Source organism: Rhizomicrobium sp., assembly GCA_037200985.1.
Lineage (GTDB): Bacteria > Pseudomonadota > Alphaproteobacteria > Micropepsales > Micropepsaceae > Rhizomicrobium.
On sequence record JBBCGJ010000001.1, the window covers coordinates 4,034,814 to 4,056,861 of the forward strand.

Consider the following 22,048-nt stretch of genomic DNA (forward strand, 5'->3'; position numbering starts at 1 on the left):
GCCTCGAACCGCGTGCGAGCTTAGTCTATCTCGGCGGCGTCGCCCAATCGGCGAAGCCCGGCATCGTGCCGAACACGGTGCGCAGGCCGCGCGACAGCGCCGCGGGATAGACCGAATGATGCGTCTCGCCCGCGAACACCTCCAGCGCCAGCCGAAGCTTGCGGTAGCGCCGCCGGCGCAGGCGCGCATCCAGCTCGTAGACATTCGATACCATGCGCGCCGCGCCGTGCTCGGCCTCTTCCAATCCGCCGACCGAGAGGAAGAGATTGACGGCCGGCTCGCCGCCGCGCGCCGCGCTGGCGGATTCCTGCTCCAGGATCGCGCGGCCGTTCCACCAGATCGATGGGCTGGCGACGACATAGCGCTGGAAATTCCTGGGTGAGTCGAACAGCGTGTGGAGCGCGAACAAGCCGCCCAGCGACATGCCGGCGAGCGTCTGGTCGTCGGTATCGACCGGATAGCGTTCTTCGATCAGCGGCTTCACCTCGTCCTGGAGGAAAGTTAGAAACGCCGCCGCGCCGCCAAGCGGCAGATCGGCCGGTACCGCGTTCGCCGTGCCGGCCACCATGCCGCGATAGGCGGGGTCGTCGGTCGGCGTGAACTCGCGCAGGCGAAGCTGGCCGATGCGCGCCGCGTCGAATTCCGCCGGATAGCCGATGCCGACCAGGATCGCCGGCGGCAGGGCACCGCCGGACCGCAGCAAGTCCACGATCTGCGCCGCCATGCCGAAGCCGGAACTGCTGTCGAGCAGGTAGATGACCGGCAGCTTGCGATCCGCCTCGGCGGGCGGCGCGAGAACGTCGATCTGGAAAATCTGGTCGATCCCGCGCGCGGCGAGCGCGAAGCTCTCGGCGCCGCGGATGACCGTCGGCGCCGGATCTTTCAGCACCGTCACTCCGCCGCCACCGCCAGGCGCGCGCCGAGTTTCGCCTTCGTGTCGTCGTATTCGCGCTTGAGCCGCGCCACCAGTTCGCCGGCGGGGACGACCGCCTTTACCCGGCCGATGCCCTGCCCGCAGCCCCAGATGTCCTTCCAGGCTTTCGCCTTGCTGCTCCCGCCCGAGCCGAAATTCATCTTGGAGGGATCGCTGACCGGCAGATTGTCCGGGTCCATCCCCGCCGCGACGATCGACGGGCGCAGATAATTGCCGTGCACGCCGGTGAACAGGTTGGTGTAGACGATGTCGTCGCCCGCCGACCGCGCGATCATCGCCTTATAGGCCTCCTGCGCATTGGCCTCCTCGGTCGCGATGAAGGCCGAGCCGATATAGGCGAAATCCGCGCCCAGCGCCTGCGCCGCCAGCACCGCGCGCCCCGTGGAGATCGCGCCCGACAGCGCGAGCGGTCCGTCGAACCATTCGCGGATTTCCTCGACCAGCGCGAAGGGTGACAGCGTGCCGGCATGGCCGCCGGCGCCCGCCGCCACCGCAATGATGCCGTCGGCGCCCTTCTCGACCGCCTTGTGGGCGAAGCGGTTGTTGATGATGTCGTGCATCACGACGCCGCCATAGGAATGCACCGCGGCAAAGACGTCCTCGCGCGCGCCAAGCGAGGTGATCACGACCGGCGCCTTGTACTTCACGCAGAGCGCCAGGTCCTGCTCCAGCCGGTCGTTCGACTTGTGCACGATCTGGTTGACGGCGAACGGCGCCGACGGGCTTTCCGGATGCGCCCGGTCCCACGCCGCCAGTTCCTCGGTGATGCGCGCCAGCCATTCGTCGAGCATCGAGAGCGGCCGCGCGTTCAGCGACGGGAACGAGCCGATGATGCCGGCCTTGCACTGCGCCAGCACCAGTTCGGGGCCCGAGATGATGAACAGCGGCGAGCCGATCACCGGCACGGACAGCTTTTTGGCCAATGCGCCTTTGAGAGTCATGGGATTTTCTCCGGTTGCGGTTGCGATTTGAAGCGCGGCGTCCTGGTGCGCGTCGCGGGGGTGCGCGCGCCGCGGAAGGTGAGCCGCATGGTCTCGAAATAGAGGTCCTCGACCTTCATCCCGGCCGGCAGGCGCCCGGCGAGATGCAGCACGATGACGCCATGCGACGCCGCCCACAGCGCGTTGCCGATGACCTTGGGATCGCCCTGCACGATGCCGGCGGCGACAAGGTCCTTCACATGCCGCGTCACCGTCTCGCCGGCACGTTTGCCGGCGCGGCGCAGATCGGGATGCCGGGCTTCGTCCGGCGGATCGAGGTCGAACATCAGCCGGTAGGCGTTGGGATGGGCGAGCGCGAAATCGAGATAGGCGCGGCCCACGGCGCGGGCCCGCGCGAAGCCGTCGCCGCCGGACGCGAAAGCGCCCTCCAGCGCATCGGAAAAACGGTCGAACGCATCGGCGCGCACGAAGGCCAGGATCTCCTCGCGGTCGGCGAAATAGCGGTAGAGGCCCATCGGGCTGCGGCCCAGCTTCTTGGCGATATCGCGCATCGTGATCGCGTGGACGCCGCCGGTCGCGTAAAGCGCCGCCGCCGCCTGGCCGATCCTGGCGCGGACGGCCTCGAAATCTTCGCTGGAAAGCTCGCGCGGCATAGAGTCTCGTACGATGTACGCGTACCCTGTACGGGACGGCCGCCGCGAGTCAAGACCGTTCAGGAAAGCGAGTGGCGCAGCACTTCGGCGATCAGGATCGCAACCCGCGTCCAAAGTTCGGCGCGCAACAGATCGCCGGTGCTGCGATTGTCGTGGGCCAAGGCGTCGGCGATGCGAAGCGCGTCCTGCGGAAATCCCTCGGCCAACAGCAAGGCCGTCCGGCGGACTTCCTCTTCGTCTGGTGCGTTCGCTGCCAACACGCGGCCCCCCGGCCCAGTCTGGTGGTTCACCGCGTAGCAGAATGAAGAAGGCCGCGCTGATCTGGAAGGGACTCGGCTCGGCTCCAAGTGCGATTAGGGTGAGCCGAATGTCTTCGTCGCTAGTCAAAATGGGGAAATCGGGATAAGCGGGTTCCGGCGCGCATGCCGCCGGGGCCGGCGCCGCGCACGGTTTATCGCCGCGCGACAATCATCGTAACCTGCGACATGAACTTGCGCTCCTTCCCGCTTGCCGCCGTTTTCTGCCTCGCGGCCACCGGCGCCTCGGCCGGGGTCGAAACCGTCGTGGTGACGGCCAGCCCGCCCGATCCGGTCGGCAACGCGGCATTCTCGGTGGTGACGCTGGGGGCCGCCGATATCCGCGGCGCGACGGAACTCGACCGTGCGCTGGGCCAGGTGCCCGGCCTGTCGCTGTTCCGCCGCGACTCCAGCCTCTCGGCCAACCCGACGACCCAGGGCCTGTCGCTGCGCTCCATCGCGCCCTCCGGCGCCGGCCGTGCCCTGGTGACGCTCGATGGAGTGCCGCAGAACGATCCGTTCGGCGGCTGGGTGATCTGGTCCTCGCTGCCGCCCGAAGACATCGGCGGGGCCGAGATCGTGCGCGGCGCCGGTGCCGGCCCTTATGGCGCCGGGGCGCTGACCGGCGTGGTCGCGCTCAGCGAGCAGCGCGGCGACGGATTGGTGGCGGGCGATGCCTCGCTGGCGCAGTTGAACGGCAAGCGCCTCGCCGCCGCGGGCGGCACCGCGATCGGACCGGTCACGCTGTTCGCCAGCGCCTCCGACGAGGACAGCGACGGCTGGATCCCGGTCGATCCGGCCCAGCGCGGCCCCGCCGACGATGCCGTCACCTATCACGCCCGCAACGTCTCGCTGCGCGCGGAAACCATGCCCTGGACCGACACGCTGCTGTCCCTGCGCCTCGGCGCCTATGGCGAGAACCGCGATTCCGGCCTGGTCGGCTCGCGCTCCTCCGCCGACGGCGTCACCGCGAGCCTGACCCTGGCGCATCCCGAGAGCGACGGCGATCTGGGCTATCGCCTGCAGGCCTGGATGCGCAATTCTGGCTTCTCGAACACCTCCGCCACGGTCATCCAGCCCGGCCGCAGCGGCACCACGCTTTCGAACGACCAGTTCTCGACGCCAGCGCTCGGCTGGGGCTTCAACGCGGCGCTGCGCGGCGCCTGGTCCGTGATCGATTGGGAAATCGGCGGCGATGCGCGCTTCACGCAGGGCGAGTCGAAGGAGCATTTCCAGCCGGTCGCCGGCGTGTTCAGCCAGGGGCGCATCAGCGGCGGCCGCACCTTCGTCGGCGGCGTCTATGTCGAGACCGCGGCCCGCTTCGACGGCCTGCTGCTGACCGCCGGCATCCGCGCCGACCGATGGGCCTCGACCGGCGGCCATCTGATCCAGACCACGCTCGCGACCGGCGCCGTGACGGTGAACCAGCGCACGCCTTCGAAAAGCGGCGTCGTGCCGACGGCACGGTTCGGCCTGCGCCAGGACCTGGGCGACGGTCTCTTCATCCGCTCCGCCGCCTATGGTGGCTTCCGCGCCCCGACGCTCAACGAGCTCTATCGCCCGTTCCGGCTCGGCAGCAATCTCACCGAAGCCAATCCCGGCCTCGCGCCGGAGAAGCTCTACGGCGCCGAGATCGGCGTCGGCCAGACGGCGGAGCGCTTCGATTGGAACGTGGCCGGCTTCTACAACCAGCTTCACGGCGCCATCACCAACGTCACCGTCGCGCGCGGCCCGGTGACCGTGCCCGGCCTCGGCGCCGTGCCGGCCGGCGGCCTTCTCATCCAGCGCCAGAACGCCGGCAATATCGACGCCTATGGCATCGAGTCCGAAGCGCATTGGCGGGTGCGCGACTGGCTCGGCCTCAACGCCGCCTTCGATTATGTCGACGCCCGCGTCCAGGGCGGGACGGCCGCGGCCCAGCTCACCGGCAAGCGCCCGGCCCAGGCGCCGCGCTTCACCCTGACCGCCGGCATCCGGGCCGAGCCCTTGGAACGGCTGACCGTAACCGCCGACATCCGTCACGAGAGCACGCGCTTCGCCGACGACCAGAACACGCTGGCGCTGGCGCCGGCCACGACGGTCGATGCCCGCATCTCCTATCGCCTCTGGGAAGGGCTTTCCGCCTATCTCGCGGGGGACAACCTGCTGAACGCCCGCGTCGCCACGACGGAGAGCGCGGACTTCGTCACGAATTTCGCGTCGCCCCGCGTGTTGCGGGTGGGCGTTTCCTGGACGGAATGACGCGCGCGCGCCGCGCGGGCCCGCGCTATAGTCGCCGCCGCTCTCTGCCGGGTCCGCCATGAAGAAAAAAATCCATCCCGACGCCAAGGCCGCGCTCGACGGCCTTCTGTTCGACGGCATGACGATCATGTCCGGCGGCTTCGGCCTCTGCGGCATTCCCGAGAAGCTGATCGCCGCGCTGGTGGACTCCGGCGTGAAGGACCTGACGGTGATCTCCAACAATGCGGGGGTCGACGAGTTCGGCCTCGGCCTTTTGCTGCAGACCCGCCAGATCAAGAAGATGATCTCCTCTTATGTCGGCGAGAACGCGACCTTCGAGCGGCAATATCTCGCGGGCGAGCTGGAGCTCGAATTCAATCCGCAAGGCACGCTGGCCGAGCGCATCCGCGCCGGCGGCGCGGGCATCCCCGGCTTCTACACCAAGACCGGCGTCGGCACGCTGATCGCCGAGGGCAAGGAGCACAAGGATTTCGGCGGTGTGACCTATGTCCTGGAGACCGGCCTCGTCGCCGATCTGTCCATCGTCAAGGCATGGAAGGGCGACGCGCAGGGCAATCTCGTCTTCCGCAAGACGGCGCGCAACTTCAACCCGATGATGGCGACCGCCGGCAAGGTGACGGTGGCGGAGGTCGAGGAGCTGGTCCCGGTCGGCGCGCTCGACCCCGACACGATCCATACCCCCGGCATTTTCGTCCAGCGCATCGTCGAGGGCGCCAACTACGAAAAGCGGATCGAGAAGCGCACGGTAAGGCAGACCGCCTGACGAGCCGGGTGTTTATGCGCTATAGTCGGGCGGAAAGGACGATGCCATGAACGCGCTGCTCAAGCGCATCAACTCCGGCCCCAAGATCATGGTCGGCAAGCCCATCATCCGCGGCACGCGGATCATGGTGGAGCAGCATCGATGACGGGACGGTATTCAGCCTCGCGCAGGATGGAGGCCGCGTCCTTCTGGCGAACGATCGGGATTTCGGCCTGATCGCCGAGCGCGCGGAGACGCGGCCTCCGGCCGTCATGCTGATGCGGCTGGAACGGCCTCGGTCTTCCTCGCCGTACGGAGATTGTGCTGCGTACTTCGCCGAGCTGGGCGACGGCATCGATAGTCGCTTCATCGTGATCGAACCTCATCAGGTCCGAACGCGGGTTTACGAACCTTAGGAGACGCCCATGCCCTGGACACGTGACGATCTCGCAAAGATTGCGGCGCGCGAATTGCGCGACGGGTTCTATGTCAATCTCGGCATCGGCATCCCGACCCTGGTGGCGAACTACATCCCCGAGGGCATGGACGTCACGCTGCAGTCGGAGAACGGCATGCTCGGCATGGGGCCGTTCCCGACCGAGAACGAGGTCGATCCCGATCTCATCAATGCCGGCAAGCAGACCATCACCGAGCTCGACCGCACCTCCTATTTCTCCTCCGCCGACAGCTTCGCGATGATCCGCGGCGGCCATATCGACTTGTCGATCCTCGGCGCGATGGAAGTCTCGGAGACCGGCGATCTGGCGAACTGGATGGTGCCGGGCAAGCTGGTGAAGGGCATGGGCGGCGCGATGGATCTGGTCGCCGGCGTCAAGCGCTGCGTCGTGACGATGGATCACACCGACAAGGCCGGCAATTCCAAGCTCCTGAAGGCCTGTACGCTGCCCCTGACCGGCAAGGCCTGCGTCCATCGCATCATCACCAATCTCGGCGTCTTCGACGTCGTCCCCGGCGGCCTCAAGCTGATGGAACTGGCGCCCGGCGTGACGGGCGACGAAGTCACCGCCAAGACGCAGGCGAAGCTGGTTTAACTTCCCGGCCCGCTGACCGTCAGTCCGGCGGCCTCCAGCCGCTCCAGCACGCCGCCCTTGCGCAGGAAGAAGCCCATCGGCATCACCGCGAAGGTCTTGCCCGGCGTCTTCAGCGCGGTCAGGATCGCGTTCGTCATGTCGCGGTTGGCGGTCTCGCGCAGCGCGCGATAGGCCGAATTCTGCTGCAGGCAATCGTCGAGGCGCGTCTCGAAATAATGCGCCTTCATCCCCGCCAGGTCGCCGACCGCCCAGGCCTGCGCCGCGGCCGCCGCATGCGCGGTGGCCGTGTCGATGTCCGTCAGCGCGAAATCGAGGCAGGCCAGATGCGCCGCCGGCGTCATCTTCGGCACGTCGCGGATCACGTCCATCGCCGGATAGGTCGCGGTCGTGCGCACCGGCACGCCGGCATGCGAGGCGATGTTCTCCACCGTCTTCTGCGGCCCGTTCGGCGTCAGTTTGGCATAGCTGAAATAATCGCCCTCCAGCCGGAGCGCCGCGACGCCGCCGAGAAACTTCGCATAGCGGTCGGCGTCCTCGCCGATGCGCGTGCGCGTCGCGACGAAGCGGCCCTTCAGCGGCTCCGGCAGGGTCGTTTCCAGTTCGACGCCGTCCGGCTGCTCGAGCTTGTCCATGCCGGTCATCCAGAACCACAGGCCCTCGAACACGCCGAGCGTCGCGCGCGGCGGCAGCAGCAGAACCTTCGAGCCCTTGATCTCGCCGGAGACGAACTTGCCGTCCCATACGAGGTCCTTTGGCACCGGCGAAACGGTCGGTAGGATCCAGACCTCGGCGGTCGGCGTCGCGATGTGCCACAGCGCCGGGCCCGCCGCCTCGGGCGTCACGACCACCGTCTCGACATTGGACCAGTCCCGGGTCGGCGGCGCGTCGGGCACCGGCGCCGCTGCCGTCAGCGCGACGAGCCCGGCCAGGGCCAGGGGACGAAATCGCGAGAAACGCATGCCTGCTCCGATCGAGAATTCGATGAAAACTCTTCGCGAAACCGAGTCAATTGCACGGCCGCCTTTTCAACGCACCGTAACGCCTCGCGCCGATGATGAAGGTTAGCACATCTGGCCGGTGGGTCCGGCGAAAGGGGCGGGATGCACGTTCTGGTATTGGCCTCCCAGAAGGGCGGCTCGGGCAAGACCACGCTGTCGGGCCATCTGGCGGTCGAGGCCGAGGCCGCGGGCGTCGGCCCCGTCGCCCTGATCGACACCGATCCGCAGGGCTCGCTGTCGCATTGGTGGAACGCCCGCCAATCCTCGACGCCGCACTTCGCCAAAGTCGGGCTGCGGGATCTCGGCGACGCGCTCGGCCAGATGAAGGCGAGCGGCATCCGCCTCGCGGTCATCGACACGCCGCCGGCCGTCACCGCCTCGATCTCCCAGGTCGTCGCGCATGCCGATCTGGTCGCCGTGCCGACGCGGCCGAGCCCGCACGATCTGCGCGCCGTCGGCGCCACCGTCGACATCGCCGAGCGCCACGGCAAGCCTGTGATCTTCGTGGTGAACGGGGCGACGCCGCGCGCCCGCATCACCGGCGAGGCCGCCGTCGCGCTGTCGCAGCACGGCACGGTCGCGCCGGTGACGCTGCATCACCGCGTCGATTTCGCCGCCTCCATGGTCGACGGGCGCACCGTGGGCGAGGTCGTTCCCAAATCGCAATCGACGAAGGAGGTGCGCGATCTGTGGCTCTACATCCAGGAGCGCCTGGCGCGGCTGACCGGCGACCTGGCGTTCCTGCCCGAGGTGCGCCCCATCCATTTCGCCACCGATGCGCTCTCCGCGCTCGGCGACGACAAATCCCTCTCGATAGAGCCCGAGGTGCCGCCGGCGATGGAAGACCTGGCGCCGCCGCCCTTGCCGGAGCGCCGCTTCGTTCCCGAGCGCCGCGGCAATGTCACGCCGTTCGGCGGCGTCGACCGCCGCGTCCATCCGTTCGGCCGCCGCGCCGCCGACCGCCCGCAATAGGAGCAACCGACTTTGAGCACGCAGCGTTTCGCGCCCTTGACCTCGAACCTCTTTGCGCGCAAGGGCGATGCCGCGCCGTCCGCGCCCAAGCCGTCGCTCTTCTGGACGCGCGAGCCGCCGCCGGCGCCGAAGCCCGACATGCCGGCCCCGCCTCCGCCGCCACCGGTGGACCGGCCGCACCGCATGATGGTGACGCTGTCGCCGACAGAATACGAAAAGCTCGGCATAGCCGCGGTGAAGAAGGGCATGACGCGCCACCAGGTTCTGCGCACCGCGCTTGACGCGCATCTGGACCGCCTGAAGCGCGAATATGGCGGCTGCGGCTGCATGGCGATGCCCTGCCAGGACGGCTGCCCGTGAGTCGACCCTCCCCTTGAGGGAGGGTAGGCGCCATGGGAGGGCAGGCGGTATGCTCCATCCATGGACTACAAAACACTCGGCCGCACCGGCCTGAAGGTCAGCGTCGCGGGATTGGGCTGCGGCGGCCACAGCCGGCTCGGCCAGGCCTACGGCAACACGACGGAACAGAGCGTCGCCGTCGTCCGCGGCGCCATCGATCTGGGCATCAACTGGATCGACACGGCGGCCGCTTACGGCACGGAGCCGATCGTCGGCGCGGCCGTGCGCGGCCTGCGCGACAAGGTCTATATCTCGACCAAGACGGCGATCGGTTCGTGGAGCGGCGGCCAGACGCCGTCCTTCACCGGGGCGCAGGTGCTCGAACATCTCGAGCAGAATCTCGAGCGTCTCGGCACAGACTATATCGATCTCTACAATCTGCACGGCATCGTGTCGGCCCAGCTCGACTATGTCGCGGCGGAGATCGTGCCGGCGCTGATCAAGGCGCGCGAGCAGGGGAAAATCCGCTTCCTCGGCATCACCGAACATTTCGGCAGCGACACCTCGCACAAGATGCTGACCGCCGCGGTGCCGACCGGCATGTGGGATGTGGTGATGGTGGGCTTCAATCTGCTGAACCCGTCGGCCCGCCGCGACGTCCTGAAGCTTACCCAGGCGCACAAGGTCGGCGTGCAGGACATGTTCGCGGTGCGCCGTGCCCTCTCCGATCCGCGAGGTCTCAACGATGCGCTCTCCGAGATCGAGAAGGCCGGCCAGATCGACCGCGCCAGGCTCGACGCCGCCGATCCGCTGGGCTTCCTGAAAGACGGCACCGAAGGTATCGTCGACGCCGCCTACCGCTTCTGCCGCCACGAGCCCGGCATCGACATCGTGCTCACCGGCACCGGCAAGGTCGAGCACCTGAAGGAGAACGTCGCCTCGATCCTGCGCGGTCCGCTGCCGGCGAAGACGCTGGCGAGGCTGGAAGAACTGTTCGGCCGGGTCGATTCGGTATCGGGGAATTAGGCGACGGCCATGCGCGTCGAGACACCGCGATGCGCGTCAGATCATGATCTCGGCGATGCCGCGGGCGAGCAGCGGCGCGATGTCGTCCACGCCGGCGGCGTCCAGCACGCGTGTCGGCACGTCATAGATCGCTTCGAGCGATGGACCGCGGTGCGGATGCGGCTCGACCGTCACCAGCCAGTCGATCTGCGGCGACAGCCGCGCGGCGAACAGCCGGGACGACGGCGCCTCGCCCGAAGGCCGGTCCGGCCGCATATCGGCGGCATAGGGCGCGACCAGCCCGACGCTGGCGGCGCCCAGTTCGCTCGCCGTGCGGGCCGCGAACAGCAGCGGCAGGAATTTTGCGTCCGGATCGTCCAGCGCGCAGACCAGGGCCACGCGCCGGCCATGCAGGTCGATGTCGAGGCGGAAACGGGGCTCGCCGTCGGGCAAATGCCGCATCTCGGGAATGCGCAGTTCGCCGTCGAGCAGTCCGGCCAGCCGAGCCGCGATGGCCTCGTTGCCGGAAAGCGGGATGAGGACGAGCCTGCTCGTGGTTGCCATGGCACACTTAAGGCCCTGTCTCGGAGCGTCCGATTGATCGAACGCAAGGCCTTGGGGATTTGACGCGCCTCAATGACCGGCAAACCCGATCCGCGGGAAGCTTCCGGTCGGTTTGCAGGGATACACATCATGAGCGCGGCGAGCATCGCGAAACGGCATTTCGACCTGGCGATCTCCGAAGCCGTCGCCGCCGGTTATGACGCGGAAAGTACGGCGCGTTACATGCTAAACTGCGTGGTGGAGAAATATCTGGAGACCCGCGGCGTGGCCGATGTGAGATCCGAATTGCAATTCGTCGCCGAGAACTGCGATCCCGACGCCGATTTCATGTTCATGCGGCCCTAGTGGACACGCTCGTCATCCTGCAGCGGCTGCTTCTGGCGCTGGCCATCGGCCTTCTGGTCGGGGTCGAGCGCGGCTGGCAGGAGCGCGACGGCAAGGAAGGCAGCCGCGCCGCTGGCGTGCGCACCTTCGCCCTGATCGGCCTTTTGGGCGGCGTTTCGGCGCTCCTGAGCGGGTTCGCCGGGCCGCTCTTCCTCGGCTTTGCCATCGTCGCCTTCGCCGCCGGGCTGCTGCCTTTCGTGTGGCGCGAGGCCGCCGCCGCCGGCAGTTCCTCGGCCACCGGCATGATTGCCGGCCTCGTCACCTTCGCGTTCGGCGCCTATGCCGTGATCGGCGACGCGGCCGCGGCGGCTGCGGCCGGCATCGCCGCGACCATCGTCCTGGCCGAGCGCAAGGCACTGCACGATTTCGTGTCGCGGCTGCGCTGGAGCGAGCTGCGCGCCGCGCTCCTCCTCCTCACCATGACCTTCGTGCTGCTGCCGATCCTGCCCGACCGCACCGTCGATCCGTGGGATGCGCTCAATCCGCGCCAGCTCTGGCTGATGATGGTGGTGATCGCGGCGGTGTCCTATGTCGGCTATATCTGCGTGCGCGTCGCGGGCGAGCGTGCCGGCCTGATCTACGCCGCCGCGGCCGGCGGGCTGGTGTCGTCGACGGCGGTGACGCTCGCCTATTCCCGGCTTTCGAAGAAGAGCCCCGCGAGCGCCGTGGCGTTGGCCTCCGGCGTGACGGCGGCGTGGACCGTGTCGCTGCTGCGCCAGTCGACCATCGCCGTCGCGATCGCGCCGGCGATGCTCGTGCCCCTGGCCGCGACGCTCGGCCCGCCCGCGGCGCTTCTGGCGATCGTCGCCCTCGGCCTCTACATCCGCGCCGGCAAGCACGAGGAACCGTCGCCGCTGGTGCTCGCCGATCCGTTCGAACTGAGCGAGGTGCTGCGCTTCGGCCTGCTGCTCGCCGTCGTCCTTCTGGCCGCAAAGCTTTCGGGGTCGTGGACCCACGAGATGAGCCTGGTGCCGCTCGCGGCGGTGTCGGGTGCGGTCGACGTCGATCCGATCACGCTGTCGGCCGCGAAGCTGTCGGGGGCGGGTATCGCGCCGTCTTACGCCGCGACGGTCGTCATGGTCGCGGCCGGCGCCAATATCGTGTGCAAGAGCACGGTCGCGCTGCTGCTGGGCTCGCGCGTCTTCGCGGCGATCGTGCTGGGTTCGGCGGCGGCAGCGGCTGCCGTGGCTGCCGCCGCCTGGTTCGTTCTCGGCTAGCGCTTCGGCTTGCCGGGCGCGACGACCGAGCCATAGGCCAGCGCGAGCCCGAAGGTGACGAAGGACACGACGAGAATGATGAGAAAGATTTCGCTCTCGACCGGCATGAGCAACTCCTCTTGGGAAGATCGAACGGGCCGATCATTCACAATCGGGACGCCGCAAACCTTGAGCGAGGTCAAGGACGCGGCGAGTGCCCGAGCGCGCGGATATAGGCGACGATGTCGTCGAGATCGCGCGGCACGAAGCGTTGTTCGCGCATCGGATGATCGGGCGCCAGGATAAAGGCGCGCAAACCTGCCGCGTCGTGGCGGAATTTGCCGCCGATGGCGGCGAAGGACGGCGCCGCGACGGCCTCGGCGGTGTCGGGATCGGCGACCGGCGCCGGGCGCGGCTGGCGCGCCGTCACCTGGTGGCAGGCGGAGCAAGCCTCGATGGCGAGCCCGCGGCCGCGCGCCGCATCGGGCATGCCCGCCGCGGCGGCGGTGGCAAAGACAAGCGTGAGACCGAGAGTGCCGAAGAAGACGCGCATGGCCAGTTTCCTTCCAGCGCCCGCCCCCGCACGGGAATGCGCTTCCACATATGGCAAGTTAACGGGTAAAGACGTTATTCGCCTTGACCGCAATCAACACGCCTTCGAAAATCGCGTCCGCCCATGACCGCCAAGCCGATGCCCCCGACGCGCCTTGCGACCGACGACGGCGGCTCGCTGTTCGACGCGCTGATCGGCATGGCGGTCGACGGCATCATGATGATCGACGAGAAGGGGATCGTCCGGGTCTACAACAAGGCGTGCGAGACCCTGTTCGGCTACGAAGCGCCGGAGGTGATCGGCCGCAATGTGAAGATGCTGATGCCCGAGCCCTATCATGCCGAGCATGACGGTTATCTCCACCATTATGTGAAGACCGGCGAGAAGCACATCATCGGCATCGGCCGCGAGGTCTCCGGCCGCCGCAAGGACGGCACCACCTTCCCCTTGCGGCTCTCGGTCGGTGAGGGCGTGGTGCGCGGCGACCGTATTTTCCTGGGCATCATCACCGACATCTCCGAAGGCCTGGAACAGGACCGCCGGATCGAGGAATTGCAGGCCGAGATGCTGCATGTCAGCCGCCTCACCGACATGGGCCAGGTCGCCGCCGGACTGGCGCATGAACTGAACCAGCCGCTGACCGCGATCCTGAACTACACCAATGCCTGCATCGATATCGCCGAGGAGCGCGGCGACGCGCGGATGCAGGAGATCTTCGCCAAGGTCGCCGAGCAGGCGACGCGCGCCGGCAACATCATCCGCCGCCTGCGCGGCTTCCTCGAGAAGCGCGGCCCCAACATGGTGCCGGAGGACATCGCGCGCACCGTCGATGAGGCGATCAGGCTCGGGCAGATCAACGCGGCCGAGCGCGGCATCAAGCTCAAGGTTGCGATCGAGCCCGGCCTGCCGCCGGTCCGGATCGACCGCATCCAGATCCAGCAGGTGCTGATCAACCTGATGAAGAACGCCGCCGAGGCGATGGAGACATCGCCGCGCCGCGACCTGTCGGTGACGATCGCGCGCGCCGCGCCCGAGCAGGTCGCCGTCTCCGTCGCCGATAGCGGGCCCGGCATCTCCAAGGAGGTGTCGGAGAAGCTGTTCCAGCCTTTCGTCACCACCAAGGCGCACGGCATGGGGATGGGGCTTTCCATCTGCCGCGGCATCGTGGAGGCGCATGGCGGCAAGCTCACGCTGGCGGACAATCCCGGCGGCGGCGCGCTGTTCCGCTTCACCGTCGCCGTGGCGCCGGAGGATCCGCATGACGCGTGAACGCACCGTATGCGTCGTCGACGACGATCCGGATGTGCGCGATTCGCTCGCGGTCCTTCTGGCGCGGCGCTATCGCGTTCAGGCCTTCGAATCCGCGCGCGCCCTGCTCGATGCCGGCATCCAGGCGCGCGACACCTGCGTCCTCGCCGACGTCCGCATGCCGGAGATGGACGGGCTGGCGCTGCAGCGCGAGATCAACCGGACGATCCCGGGCCTGCCGGTGATCATCATGACGGGCCACGGCGACGTGCCGATGGCGGTGCAGGCGATGAAGGAAGGCGCGGTCGAATTCCTGGAAAAGCCGTTCGAGCGGGCGGCTCTGCTGGGCGCGCTGGAAAATGCGTTCGCGCACGCCGCCCTCGCGACGGCGGCCGCGGTCGGCACGGCGGCGGTCGATGCCGCGGCGCGCCGGGCACTGACCGGCCGCGAGCAGGACGTGTTCGATCTCCTGGTCGAAGGCCACCAGAACAAGGTGATCGCCCACAAGCTCGGCATCTCCGCCCGTACGGTGGAGGTCCACCGCGCCCGGGTGATGGACAAGCTCGGCGCGCGAAGCTTGGCCGACCTGGTGCGGCTGTCGCTCGGACGCGGCGCGAAGTAGCCGCTACGTACGTAGTCCCCCTAAGTAGCGCGGCGGATTCTTCGCCCGTTACGTACGAAGAACTCCCAATTTCTGCGGACATTGCGGGCTGTCAATTTGCTCTCGTCGAACACGGAGAGAGCCATGAGCGCCGCAGGTTATCTGACCCCCGCAAGAGTCCCGCTGCCCGCCATGCCCCGCGCGCCCGAGGCGCGTTCGACGTTGGCCTCGCTCGGCACCATCGGCCATTTCGACCGCAATGCGACGATCTTCAGCGAAGGCGACGACGCGGACTATTCCTACAAGGTGCTCGCCGGCGCGGTGCGACTCTCCAAGATGATGTCCGACGGCCGTCGCCAGATCGCCGAATTCGCGCTCCCCGGCGACTTCATCGGCATCAACTGGCTCGCGGAGCACGCGATGACCGCCGAGGCGCTGAACGACGTCACCGTGGTCGCCTATGCCCGCGGCCGGCTGGAACGGCTGGGCGACGAGAACCGCGAAATCCGCGCCGAGCTCTTCGCCAATCTGCGCCACGATCTGTGGTCGGCGCAGAACCATCTCGTCATCCTGGGACGCCAGAGCGCGCTGGAGCGCGTCGCGAATTTCCTGGCGCAGCTCCTGGAGCGCAGCCGCAGCGCCGACAAGACCCGTCTCGACATCCCCATGACGCGCCAGGACATCGCCGACTATCTCGGCCTCACCATCGAGACCGTCTGCCGGATGCTCACCAAGCTGAAGCTGTCGGGCATCATCGGCATTCCCGACCGGCACACCATCACCGTCCGCAACGCCGCGGGCCTCAGGCGCGCGGCGCAGCCCGAAGAGTGATCTTCCCCACGGGAGCCTACCCATGCCTTACAGCGTCGAAGGATATGCGGATCGCGCGCAGGAATGCGTCACGCTCGCCAACCAGGCGAAGGATCCGATGATCCGGATGGAGCTGCTCAAGCTCCGCCAGACCTATCTGACCATCGCCGAACGCCTGCGCCGGCAGGGCTTCGAGGCCGCATCCGCCGAACGCGCCAGGGGAGCGGCCCATTGACCGCCCGTCCGTTCGTCGGTCCCTACAGGCAGCACCATGCGCTGGCCGTCGCTGGCCTGCTTCTCGTGGCGCTCGTCCTGCTGTTGTGGAGCACGCGCGGCCTTTCCCATCCCAATCCGGCCGACACCCGCGCGCCCGCCGCCGCGCTTCAACGGCAAGCGGAGTCCGAGCGCGATGCCGCGGTCACGCGCCTGACGATGATGTGCCTGGAGGCGCTGGCGCGGGGCCAACTCAAGGCGGCGGTCGGCCATTGCGATCTCGCCATCGATCTGGATCCGAACAACGTCACGCTCCTCGATCTGCGCGGCAATGTGCGGCTGCTGGCCGGAAATCCCGGCAAGGCGCTCGCCGACTTCTCCCGCGCCGTCGCGCTCGCGCCGACCAATCCGGAAGCCTATCGCTACCGCGCCAACGTCTATTTCACCCAGGGCCGCGATGCGCTGGCGCTCGCCGACTACGACCGCGCCATCGTGCTCGATCCCAAGAACGCGATCGGCATCGAACTGCGCGGGCACTTCCATCAGGCGCGGGGCCGCTACGCACTGGCGATCGCGGATTTCTCCCGGGCCATCGCGCTCAAGCCCGGCGAGGCGCGGACATGGAATTCGCGCTGCTGGACGCGCGTCCTCGCCAATAGCGGCCTCGATGCCGCGCTCGCCGACTGCGATCGTGCCATCGCGCTCGCGCCGCGTTCGGCCAGCGCCCATGACAGCCGCGGCTTCGTCCATGTGCGCATGAATAGATTCGCGGCTGCCATCGCGGATTTCGACCGCGCGCTCGCGCTCGAGCCGAAACAGGCCTCGTCCCTGTTCGGCCGCGGCCTCGCGAAACAGAGGATCGGCGACGCCTCGGCGCGCGTCGATCTGGCGTGGGCGCGCCTCCTCGATCGCACGATCGAAGCGCGGTTCGCCGCGATGGGCTTTCGTTTGAAGCCAAACGGCGTCTCGGGCGCCTGAAGGAACGGCCATGAAACACGCGGTCATCGTCGCCCACCCCAATGCGGACAGCTATACCGCCGCGCTGGCTTCGGCCTATCGCGAAGCGGGACTCGCCGCCGGCCACGAGGTGATCTTCCGCGACCTCTACGCGATGGGCTTCGATCCCAGGCTCGCCGAGAGCGAGATTCCCTGGTCGCCGCATTTCGCGCTGAAGGACGACGTGATCGCCGAGCGTGCGCTGCTGCAGGACGTCGACGTCTTCGCCTTCTTCTATCCGCTCTGGCTCAATTCGCCGCCGGCGATCCTCAAGGGCTATCTGGAGCGCGTCTTCGGCCTCGGCTTCGCCTATCGCCGCGAGGGCGCGGGCAACGCGCCGCTGCTCAAGGGCCGCAAGATGATCAGCTTCACCGCCTCTGGCGCGCCGACCGAATGGGTCATCCAGTCCGGCGCCTGGGCCGCGATGCGCACGCTGTTCGACAGCCATTTCGCCACGGTGTGCGGGCTGGAGGTGGTCGACCACGTCCATTTCGGCGGCATCCATCCCGGCATTCGCGCCGATTCGGTCCGCAACGATGGAGACACCGTGCGCGCCACGCTCGCCAGGCATTTCGCGGCACGTCCGCGCCTCGCCGCCGCGGGTTGAGAGAAATCAAGGGCATCTCTCCAGATTCTGCTAGTTTGGTGCTGTCATCCCCGCGCAAGCGGCAATCCAGTCTTGGTCGCCGGCGACCTGGATGCCCGCTTGCGCGGGCATGACAAAGGCTGCCCGGAGAGACTCGTGACCGTCCGCAATCTCGACATCTTCTTCAAGCCGAAGAGCATCGCTCTGATCGGCGCCAGCAACAAGCCGCACTCCATCGGCGCGGTCACGGCCGACAATCTGCGCCTCGCCGGCTTCGACGGGCCTATCCTGCCGGTCAATCCGTATCATGCCGCGGTCGCCGGCGCGCTGTCTTATAAAGACGTTGCCGCCCTGCCGCTGACGCCCGATCTCGCCGTGATCTGCACGCCGCCCGAGACCGTGCCCGGCCTGATCGCGGAGCTCGGCGCGCGCGGCACCAGGGCCGCCATCGTGATCACCGCCGGCTTCAAGGAGGCTGGCAGCGCCGAGGGCCACCGCCTGGAACAGGCGATGCTCGACGCCGCCAGGCCCCATCTGATGCGCATCGTCGGGCCCAATTGCCTGGGCGTGATCTCCACGCCGCAGAACGTCAACGCGTCCTTCGCGCAGGCCATGCCGGCAAAAGGCGGCGTCGCCTTCGTGGCGCAATCGGGCGCCATGGTCACGACCGTGCTCGACTGGGCGAACGGCCGCGGCATCGGCTTCTCGCACCTGGTCTCGCTGGGCGACATGAGCGACGTCGATTTCGGCGACATGCTCGACTATCTCGCGACCGACGATTCCACGACCGCGATCCTGCTCTATATCGAGGCGGTGACGAGCGCGCGCAAATTCCTCTCCGCGGCGCGCGCCGCGGCCCGGCTGAAGCCGGTCATCGCCATCAAGGCGGGGCGTGCCCCGGCCGCCGCCAAGGCCGCGTCGTCGCACACCGGCGCGCTCGCCGGCATGGACGCGGTCTACGACGCCGCTTTCGAGCGGGCCGGCATCCTGCGCGTCAACGATCTCGACGAGGTGTTCGACGCGGTGGAGACGCTGTCGTCGCGGCCCGACATCAGGGGCGGGCGGCTGACCATCGTGACCAATGGCGGCGGCGTCGGCGTGCTCGCCACCGATTCGCTGATCGCCCAGGGCGGCGCGCTGGCGGCGTTGTCGCCGGAAACCGTCGCCAAGCTGAACGCCGTGCTGCCGCCGACCTGGAGCCACGCCAATCCCATCGACATCATCGGCGACGCCGGGGCGAAGCGTTACGCCGACACGCTCGCCATCCTCGCCGGCACGCGCGAGCAGGACGCGATCCTGGTGCTCAACTGCCCGACCGCCGTCGCTTCCGGCGGCGAGGCGGCCGACGCGGTCGCCGCAGCGGCGAAGACCTCGAAGATCCCGATCCTGACCAATTGGCTGGGCGCCCGTTCGGCGGAGCAGGCGCGCCGCACCTTCGCCGCCGCCAGACTGCCGGGCTACGACACGCCGGAAAAGGCGACGCGGGGCTTCATGCACATGGTGCGCTACCGCCGGCTTCAGAACCTGCTGATGGAAGTGCCGCCCTCGATCCCACCGGGCGAGCAGCCCGACCGCGCGCGGGCGCGGGCGATTCTCGCGAAGGCCGAACCCGGCTGGCTCGATGCGCTGTCGGTGCAGGCGCTGCTCGAATCCTACCGCATCCCGCTCGTGCGCCTGATGCGCGCCGCGAACGCGGACGAGGTCGCGGCGGCGGCGGCGAAGATCGGTGGGCCGGTGGCGCTCAAGATCTTTTCGCCCGACATCACGCACAAATCCGACATCGGCGGCGTGGTGCTGGACATCGTCGGCGCCGAGGCGGCGCGTGCCGCCGCGCGCGACATGCATTCCCGCATCGCGAAGGCCGTGCCTTCGGCGCGGCTCGAAGGCTTCCTGGTGCAGGAGATGGTGCACCGGCCCGACGCCCATGAGCTGATCCTCGGCATGGCGTCGGATGCGACCTTCGGACCGTTCCTGCTGTTCGGCCAGGGTGGCGTCGCGGTTGAAGTGATCGACGACAAGACGCTCGGCCTGCCGCCGCTCAACCTCAAGCTCGCGCGCGAGATGATCGACAAGACGCGCGTGAGCCGACAGCTCAAGGGCTATCGCGATCATAAGCCGGCGGCGATGGACGCCATCGCGCTGACGCTCGTCCATCTCTCGCAATTGATCTGCGATTGGCCGCAGATCGCCGAGCTCGACATCAACCCGCTGCTCGCCGACGAGACCGGCGTCATCGCGGTCGATGCGCGGGTCAAGATCGCGCCGGCCGCCCGTCCAGACCGCATCGCCATCCGCCCCTATCCGGAAGAACTGACCCACGCTGAAGCTGTGCCGGGCATTGGCCGGTTCACCCTGCGTCCGGTGCGCCCCGAAGACGCCCCGGCGTTCGAACGCTTCTTCGAACGGCTCGCGCCCGAGGACATCCGCATGCGCTTCTTCACAGCGCTGACCATGCTGCCGCCCGCCATGCTGGCGCGGCTGACGCAGATCGACTACGACCGCGAAATGGCGCTGGTCCTGTTCGACGATGCTGGCGCCATGGCCGGCGTCGTCCGCCTGGCCGCCGACCCCGACGGCGCCCGCGCCGAGTTCGCCGTCCTGGTGCGCAGCGACCTGAAGGGCCATGGCGTCGGCACGCTGCTGATGGCACGCCTCATCGCCTATGCCCGCGCCCGCGGCATCGGCGAATTGTGGGGCGACGTGCTGCCGGAGAACCACATGATGCAGGCGCTGTGCCGCGACCAGGGCCTCGTCCTGGCGCCGTCGCCGCACGATCCCGCCATGCTGCGTGCGACGCTGAAGCTCTGAGAATTCCGCGCGCGTTCCTGACCTCGGTCAATGCCCTTCTGGCGGCGACGCGCAAAGGTTCCGGCGTCATCGGAGTCCCATATGTCGATTGCCAAGATCCTGGTGCCGGTCAGCGGTGCCGCCTGCGATGCGGCAGCCATTGCCACGGCCATTGCGGCGGCGCGGCCTTTCGGCAGCCATATCCAGCTTTTCGCGATCCACGAAGACCCGGCGCTCGCGGTGCCGCTGGTCGGCGTGCCGCTGCCGCCCGATGCCATTGCCTCCATCATCGAGGGCCAGACGCGCCACGGCAACGATGCCGCGTCGCGCGCCCGCGCGACGATGCGCGAGGTCTGCGGCCGCGAAGCGGTGCGCATCGTGCCGGCGGCGATGCGGGACGCGGCGCCGACCTGCTCCTTCCGCCAATGCTGGGGCAATGTCGCCGTCGGCATCGGCAACGCGGCGGCGCTCAGCGATCTCGTGGTGCTGGGACCGATCTGCTGGGACAACGACCAGGCCTTCAACGAAGCCTTTCTCGACGTGCTGCGCGATGTGCGCCGTCCGATCCTGGTGGCGCGGGGCGCGCCCCGCGAACCCAGGCGCATCGTCCTCGGCTGGGACGGCAGTTCGGCGGCGGCGAATGCGGTGGCGAGCGCCATGCCCTTCCTCGAACGCGCCGAGGCGGTGACGGTCGTCACCGTCGCCTGCCGCGGCGCGATCTGCGCGTCCACCGCACCGTTGGCCGATTATCTCGTCCGGCACGGCATCGCCTTCGAGCATCGCAAGATCGACGCCGGCGAAGCGTCGGCGGGCGAGGCGCTGCTCGCCGCCGCGAAGGATGCGGGCCTGCTGGTGGCCGGCGCCTATGGCCACGATCATCTCGGCGAAACGCTCTTTGGCGGCGCCACGGAAACGCTGGCGGCCGGGGCCGGGCTGCCCGTGCTGCTGGCGCATTGAACGGACGGGCACGATGACCATCGCGGAAATTCTCCTGGCCTTGAGCGGCACGCCGGCCGATGCGGTGGCGCTGGACACGGCCTTCGCCGCCGCCGCGCCCTTCGGCGCGCATGTCACCGCGCTCTACGCGGTCCAGGACGCGCGCGAGGCCGTTTCGGCCGCGGATCTTCGAGAGGCGGTGCCGGCCCGCGGCGAACGGCTCGCCGGCGCGCGGGAGGAAACGCGGCTCGCCTTCGCCGGCGCGGCGCGAAAGGCCGATGCCGCCATCCGCGCCGGAGCGGCACGCTGCGGCACGCTGTCGGCGTCCTATCGCGAGGTGCCGGGCGCGCTGGCCGGCGTTTTTTCCGACGCGGCGTTGTTCGCCGATCTCGTCGTCTTTCCGCACGGCGCGGCGGAGGGCGCGCAGCGCGCGGCCTTCGTCCGCCTCCTGACGCAATCGGAGAAGCCGGTCCTTCTCGCGGGCAAGGTCGCTGCCCGGCCGTCGCGCATCGCGGTCGGCTGGGACGGCAGTCTTCCCGCCGCCCGCGCGATGACGGCCGCATTGCCCTTGCTCGAGAAGGCCGGGACCGTGGAACTTCTCGTCGTCGGCGAATGCACCGGCATCGCCGCCGCCGAGGCGCTCGAATATCTCGCGCTGCACGGCGTGACGGCATCGGTCCGCACGCTCGGGGCGGCGCCGGTGCCGGTCGGCCGAACCCTTCTGGCGGGCGCCGAAGATGCCGATCTCCTGGTGCTGGGTGCCTATGGGCATAGCCGTCTGCTCGAGCGGCTGTTCGGCGGCGTGACCGCGCATGTGCTGGCGGATGCCGACAGGGCGATCCTGCTGGCGCATTGAGACCCGCAATCCCGTCCGGCATCGGCGACGATCGCGGGGCTCGCGGAAGGCCCGTTCCGTGTCCCTTCAAAGGGATAGCGGCCGCCGCGCCACGGCGGCACGAAACGCTTGAATGCCAACGGCTTAGGCAATAGAAGCGTCGCTA

General features: G+C 68.6%; 25 protein-coding genes. 18 read left to right on the forward strand and 7 right to left on the reverse strand.

The annotated features are described in order from the left end of the window. Positions 1-25: 25 nt before the first annotated feature. Genes WDN01_20035 through WDN01_20050 form a run of 4 tightly spaced genes read right to left on the reverse strand, consistent with a single transcriptional unit; the run spans position 26 to position 2,788 of the window. A complete protein-coding gene (locus WDN01_20035; GenBank protein MEJ0028323.1) occupies positions 26-889 on the reverse strand; it encodes an alpha/beta hydrolase-fold protein in 864 nt (287 codons plus the stop codon). Between the two features lie 2 nt (positions 890-891). Next, the gene (locus WDN01_20040; GenBank protein MEJ0028324.1) at positions 892-1,875 is read right to left on the reverse strand and encodes a nitronate monooxygenase family protein; all 984 of its coding nucleotides are present in this window, start codon (positions 1,873-1,875) and stop codon (positions 892-894) included. Further along, positions 1,872-2,528 (reverse strand): TetR/AcrR family transcriptional regulator, encoded by a 657-nt coding sequence (locus WDN01_20045; protein ID MEJ0028325.1) that lies wholly within the window; start codon positions 2,526-2,528, stop codon positions 1,872-1,874. The genes WDN01_20040 and WDN01_20045 overlap by 4 nt, the downstream gene beginning before the upstream one ends. A gap of 59 nt (positions 2,529-2,587) precedes the next feature. After that, positions 2,588-2,788 carry a hypothetical protein gene (locus WDN01_20050; protein MEJ0028326.1) on the reverse strand — a complete coding sequence of 67 codons (201 nt, stop codon included), beginning with the start codon at positions 2,786-2,788 and terminating at the stop codon, positions 2,588-2,590. Positions 2,789-3,013: 225 nt separating this feature from the next. Between WDN01_20050 and WDN01_20055 the strand changes: the two genes are divergently transcribed. From WDN01_20055 to WDN01_20070, 4 genes are all read left to right on the forward strand, one after another. After that, positions 3,014-5,065, forward strand: a complete 2,052-nt coding sequence (locus WDN01_20055; GenBank protein ID MEJ0028327.1) for a TonB-dependent receptor — start codon at positions 3,014-3,016, stop codon at positions 5,063-5,065. A 58-nt stretch (positions 5,066-5,123) separates the two neighbouring features. Then, entirely contained in the window at positions 5,124-5,828 is a 705-nt protein-coding gene (locus WDN01_20060) for a CoA transferase subunit A (GenBank protein ID MEJ0028328.1), read from the forward strand. A 46-nt stretch (positions 5,829-5,874) separates the two neighbouring features. Next, positions 5,875-5,973 carry a DUF433 domain-containing protein gene (locus WDN01_20065; protein ID MEJ0028329.1) on the forward strand — a complete coding sequence of 33 codons (99 nt, stop codon included), beginning with the start codon at positions 5,875-5,877 and terminating at the stop codon, positions 5,971-5,973. A gap of 259 nt (positions 5,974-6,232) precedes the next feature. After that, positions 6,233-6,859: a CoA transferase subunit B gene (locus WDN01_20070; GenBank protein ID MEJ0028330.1), complete on the forward strand. Its 627-nt coding sequence runs from the start codon at positions 6,233-6,235 to the stop codon at positions 6,857-6,859. Here the strand turns inward: WDN01_20070 and WDN01_20075 are convergent. Then, positions 6,856-7,818: a TraB/GumN family protein gene (locus tag WDN01_20075; GenBank protein MEJ0028331.1), complete on the reverse strand. Its 963-nt coding sequence runs from the start codon at positions 7,816-7,818 to the stop codon at positions 6,856-6,858. The genes WDN01_20070 and WDN01_20075 overlap by 4 nt on opposite strands. A gap of 141 nt (positions 7,819-7,959) precedes the next feature. On the opposite strand from WDN01_20075, the gene WDN01_20080 reads away from it, so the two are divergent. The 3 genes from WDN01_20080 to WDN01_20090 are packed head-to-tail and all read left to right on the forward strand — an operon-like array spanning position 7,960 to position 10,194. Further along, on the forward strand, positions 7,960-8,829 hold the full coding sequence (locus WDN01_20080; protein MEJ0028332.1) for a ParA family protein: 870 nt from the start codon (positions 7,960-7,962) through the stop codon (positions 8,827-8,829). Between the two features lie 12 nt (positions 8,830-8,841). Beyond that, entirely contained in the window at positions 8,842-9,189 is a 348-nt protein-coding gene (locus tag WDN01_20085; protein ID MEJ0028333.1) for a hypothetical protein, read from the forward strand. A gap of 60 nt (positions 9,190-9,249) precedes the next feature. Continuing rightward, complete coding sequence (locus WDN01_20090) at positions 9,250-10,194, forward strand: aldo/keto reductase (GenBank protein MEJ0028334.1); 945 nt, start codon at positions 9,250-9,252, stop codon at positions 10,192-10,194. A gap of 36 nt (positions 10,195-10,230) precedes the next feature. Here the strand turns inward: WDN01_20090 and WDN01_20095 are convergent, their stop codons facing one another. Then, a complete protein-coding gene (locus tag WDN01_20095) occupies positions 10,231-10,737 on the reverse strand; it encodes a ribose-phosphate pyrophosphokinase-like domain-containing protein (GenBank protein MEJ0028335.1) in 507 nt (168 codons plus the stop codon). A 129-nt stretch (positions 10,738-10,866) separates the two neighbouring features. Here WDN01_20095 and WDN01_20100 point away from each other — a divergent pair, with 129 nt between their 5' ends. Together WDN01_20100 and WDN01_20105 are read left to right on the forward strand one after the other, a co-directional pair. Beyond that, positions 10,867-11,082: a hypothetical protein gene (locus tag WDN01_20100; GenBank protein ID MEJ0028336.1), complete on the forward strand. Its 216-nt coding sequence runs from the start codon at positions 10,867-10,869 to the stop codon at positions 11,080-11,082. Continuing rightward, a complete protein-coding gene (locus tag WDN01_20105; protein MEJ0028337.1) occupies positions 11,082-12,338 on the forward strand; it encodes a DUF4010 domain-containing protein in 1,257 nt (418 codons plus the stop codon). The genes WDN01_20100 and WDN01_20105 overlap by 1 nt, the downstream gene beginning before the upstream one ends. Before the next feature lie 178 nt (positions 12,339-12,516). Here the strand turns inward: WDN01_20105 and WDN01_20110 are convergent, their stop codons facing one another. After that, positions 12,517-12,870 (reverse strand): c-type cytochrome, encoded by a 354-nt coding sequence (locus WDN01_20110; protein MEJ0028338.1) that lies wholly within the window; start codon positions 12,868-12,870, stop codon positions 12,517-12,519. Between the two features lie 123 nt (positions 12,871-12,993). On the opposite strand from WDN01_20110, the gene WDN01_20115 reads away from it, so the two are divergent. From WDN01_20115 to WDN01_20155, 9 genes are all read left to right on the forward strand, one after another. Continuing rightward, the gene (locus tag WDN01_20115; GenBank protein MEJ0028339.1) at positions 12,994-14,139 is read left to right on the forward strand and encodes an ATP-binding protein; all 1,146 of its coding nucleotides are present in this window, start codon (positions 12,994-12,996) and stop codon (positions 14,137-14,139) included. Then, positions 14,129-14,740 (forward strand): response regulator, encoded by a 612-nt coding sequence (locus tag WDN01_20120; protein ID MEJ0028340.1) that lies wholly within the window; start codon positions 14,129-14,131, stop codon positions 14,738-14,740. The genes WDN01_20115 and WDN01_20120 overlap by 11 nt, the downstream gene beginning before the upstream one ends. A gap of 123 nt (positions 14,741-14,863) precedes the next feature. Continuing rightward, entirely contained in the window at positions 14,864-15,550 is a 687-nt protein-coding gene (locus WDN01_20125; protein MEJ0028341.1) for a helix-turn-helix domain-containing protein, read from the forward strand. Between the two features lie 22 nt (positions 15,551-15,572). After that, the gene (locus tag WDN01_20130; protein ID MEJ0028342.1) at positions 15,573-15,764 is read left to right on the forward strand and encodes a hypothetical protein; all 192 of its coding nucleotides are present in this window, start codon (positions 15,573-15,575) and stop codon (positions 15,762-15,764) included. After that, entirely contained in the window at positions 15,761-16,720 is a 960-nt protein-coding gene (locus WDN01_20135) for a tetratricopeptide repeat protein (GenBank protein ID MEJ0028343.1), read from the forward strand. Before WDN01_20130 ends, WDN01_20135 begins: the two co-directional genes overlap by 4 nt. Before the next feature lie 10 nt (positions 16,721-16,730). After that, the gene (locus tag WDN01_20140) at positions 16,731-17,345 is read left to right on the forward strand and encodes an NAD(P)H-dependent oxidoreductase (GenBank protein ID MEJ0028344.1); all 615 of its coding nucleotides are present in this window, start codon (positions 16,731-16,733) and stop codon (positions 17,343-17,345) included. Between the two features lie 135 nt (positions 17,346-17,480). After that, the gene (locus tag WDN01_20145) at positions 17,481-20,132 is read left to right on the forward strand and encodes a bifunctional acetate--CoA ligase family protein/GNAT family N-acetyltransferase (GenBank protein ID MEJ0028345.1); all 2,652 of its coding nucleotides are present in this window, start codon (positions 17,481-17,483) and stop codon (positions 20,130-20,132) included. Positions 20,133-20,213: 81 nt separating this feature from the next. Continuing rightward, entirely contained in the window at positions 20,214-21,068 is an 855-nt protein-coding gene (locus WDN01_20150) for a universal stress protein (GenBank protein ID MEJ0028346.1), read from the forward strand. Positions 21,069-21,081: 13 nt separating this feature from the next. Then, on the forward strand, positions 21,082-21,903 hold the full coding sequence (locus WDN01_20155) for a universal stress protein (protein ID MEJ0028347.1): 822 nt from the start codon (positions 21,082-21,084) through the stop codon (positions 21,901-21,903). The last annotated feature ends 145 nt before the right edge of the window (positions 21,904-22,048 follow it).

Coding starts and splice junctions, on each gene's coding strand:
- WDN01_20040 (MEJ0028324.1), bottom strand. CDS start 1,875: ATGACTCTCAAAGGCGCATTGGCCAAAAAGCTGTCCGTGCCGGTGATC.
- WDN01_20045 (MEJ0028325.1), bottom strand. CDS start 2,528: ATGCCGCGCGAGCTTTCCAGCGAAGATTTCGAGGCCGTCCGCGCCAGG.
- WDN01_20055 (MEJ0028327.1), top strand. CDS start 3,014: ATGAACTTGCGCTCCTTCCCGCTTGCCGCCGTTTTCTGCCTCGCGGCC.
- WDN01_20060 (MEJ0028328.1), top strand. CDS start 5,124: ATGAAGAAAAAAATCCATCCCGACGCCAAGGCCGCGCTCGACGGCCTT.
- WDN01_20065 (MEJ0028329.1), top strand. CDS start 5,875: ATGAACGCGCTGCTCAAGCGCATCAACTCCGGCCCCAAGATCATGGTC.
- WDN01_20070 (MEJ0028330.1), top strand. CDS start 6,233: ATGCCCTGGACACGTGACGATCTCGCAAAGATTGCGGCGCGCGAATTG.
- WDN01_20075 (MEJ0028331.1), bottom strand. CDS start 7,818: ATGCGTTTCTCGCGATTTCGTCCCCTGGCCCTGGCCGGGCTCGTCGCG.
- WDN01_20080 (MEJ0028332.1), top strand. CDS start 7,960: ATGCACGTTCTGGTATTGGCCTCCCAGAAGGGCGGCTCGGGCAAGACC.
- WDN01_20090 (MEJ0028334.1), top strand. CDS start 9,250: ATGGACTACAAAACACTCGGCCGCACCGGCCTGAAGGTCAGCGTCGCG.
- WDN01_20095 (MEJ0028335.1), bottom strand. CDS start 10,737: ATGGCAACCACGAGCAGGCTCGTCCTCATCCCGCTTTCCGGCAACGAG.
- WDN01_20100 (MEJ0028336.1), top strand. CDS start 10,867: ATGAGCGCGGCGAGCATCGCGAAACGGCATTTCGACCTGGCGATCTCC.
- WDN01_20110 (MEJ0028338.1), bottom strand. CDS start 12,870: ATGCGCGTCTTCTTCGGCACTCTCGGTCTCACGCTTGTCTTTGCCACC.
- WDN01_20115 (MEJ0028339.1), top strand. CDS start 12,994: ATGACCGCCAAGCCGATGCCCCCGACGCGCCTTGCGACCGACGACGGC.
- WDN01_20120 (MEJ0028340.1), top strand. CDS start 14,129: ATGACGCGTGAACGCACCGTATGCGTCGTCGACGACGATCCGGATGTG.
- WDN01_20125 (MEJ0028341.1), top strand. CDS start 14,864: ATGAGCGCCGCAGGTTATCTGACCCCCGCAAGAGTCCCGCTGCCCGCC.
- WDN01_20130 (MEJ0028342.1), top strand. CDS start 15,573: ATGCCTTACAGCGTCGAAGGATATGCGGATCGCGCGCAGGAATGCGTC.
- WDN01_20140 (MEJ0028344.1), top strand. CDS start 16,731: ATGAAACACGCGGTCATCGTCGCCCACCCCAATGCGGACAGCTATACC.
- WDN01_20150 (MEJ0028346.1), top strand. CDS start 20,214: ATGTCGATTGCCAAGATCCTGGTGCCGGTCAGCGGTGCCGCCTGCGAT.
- WDN01_20155 (MEJ0028347.1), top strand. CDS start 21,082: ATGACCATCGCGGAAATTCTCCTGGCCTTGAGCGGCACGCCGGCCGAT.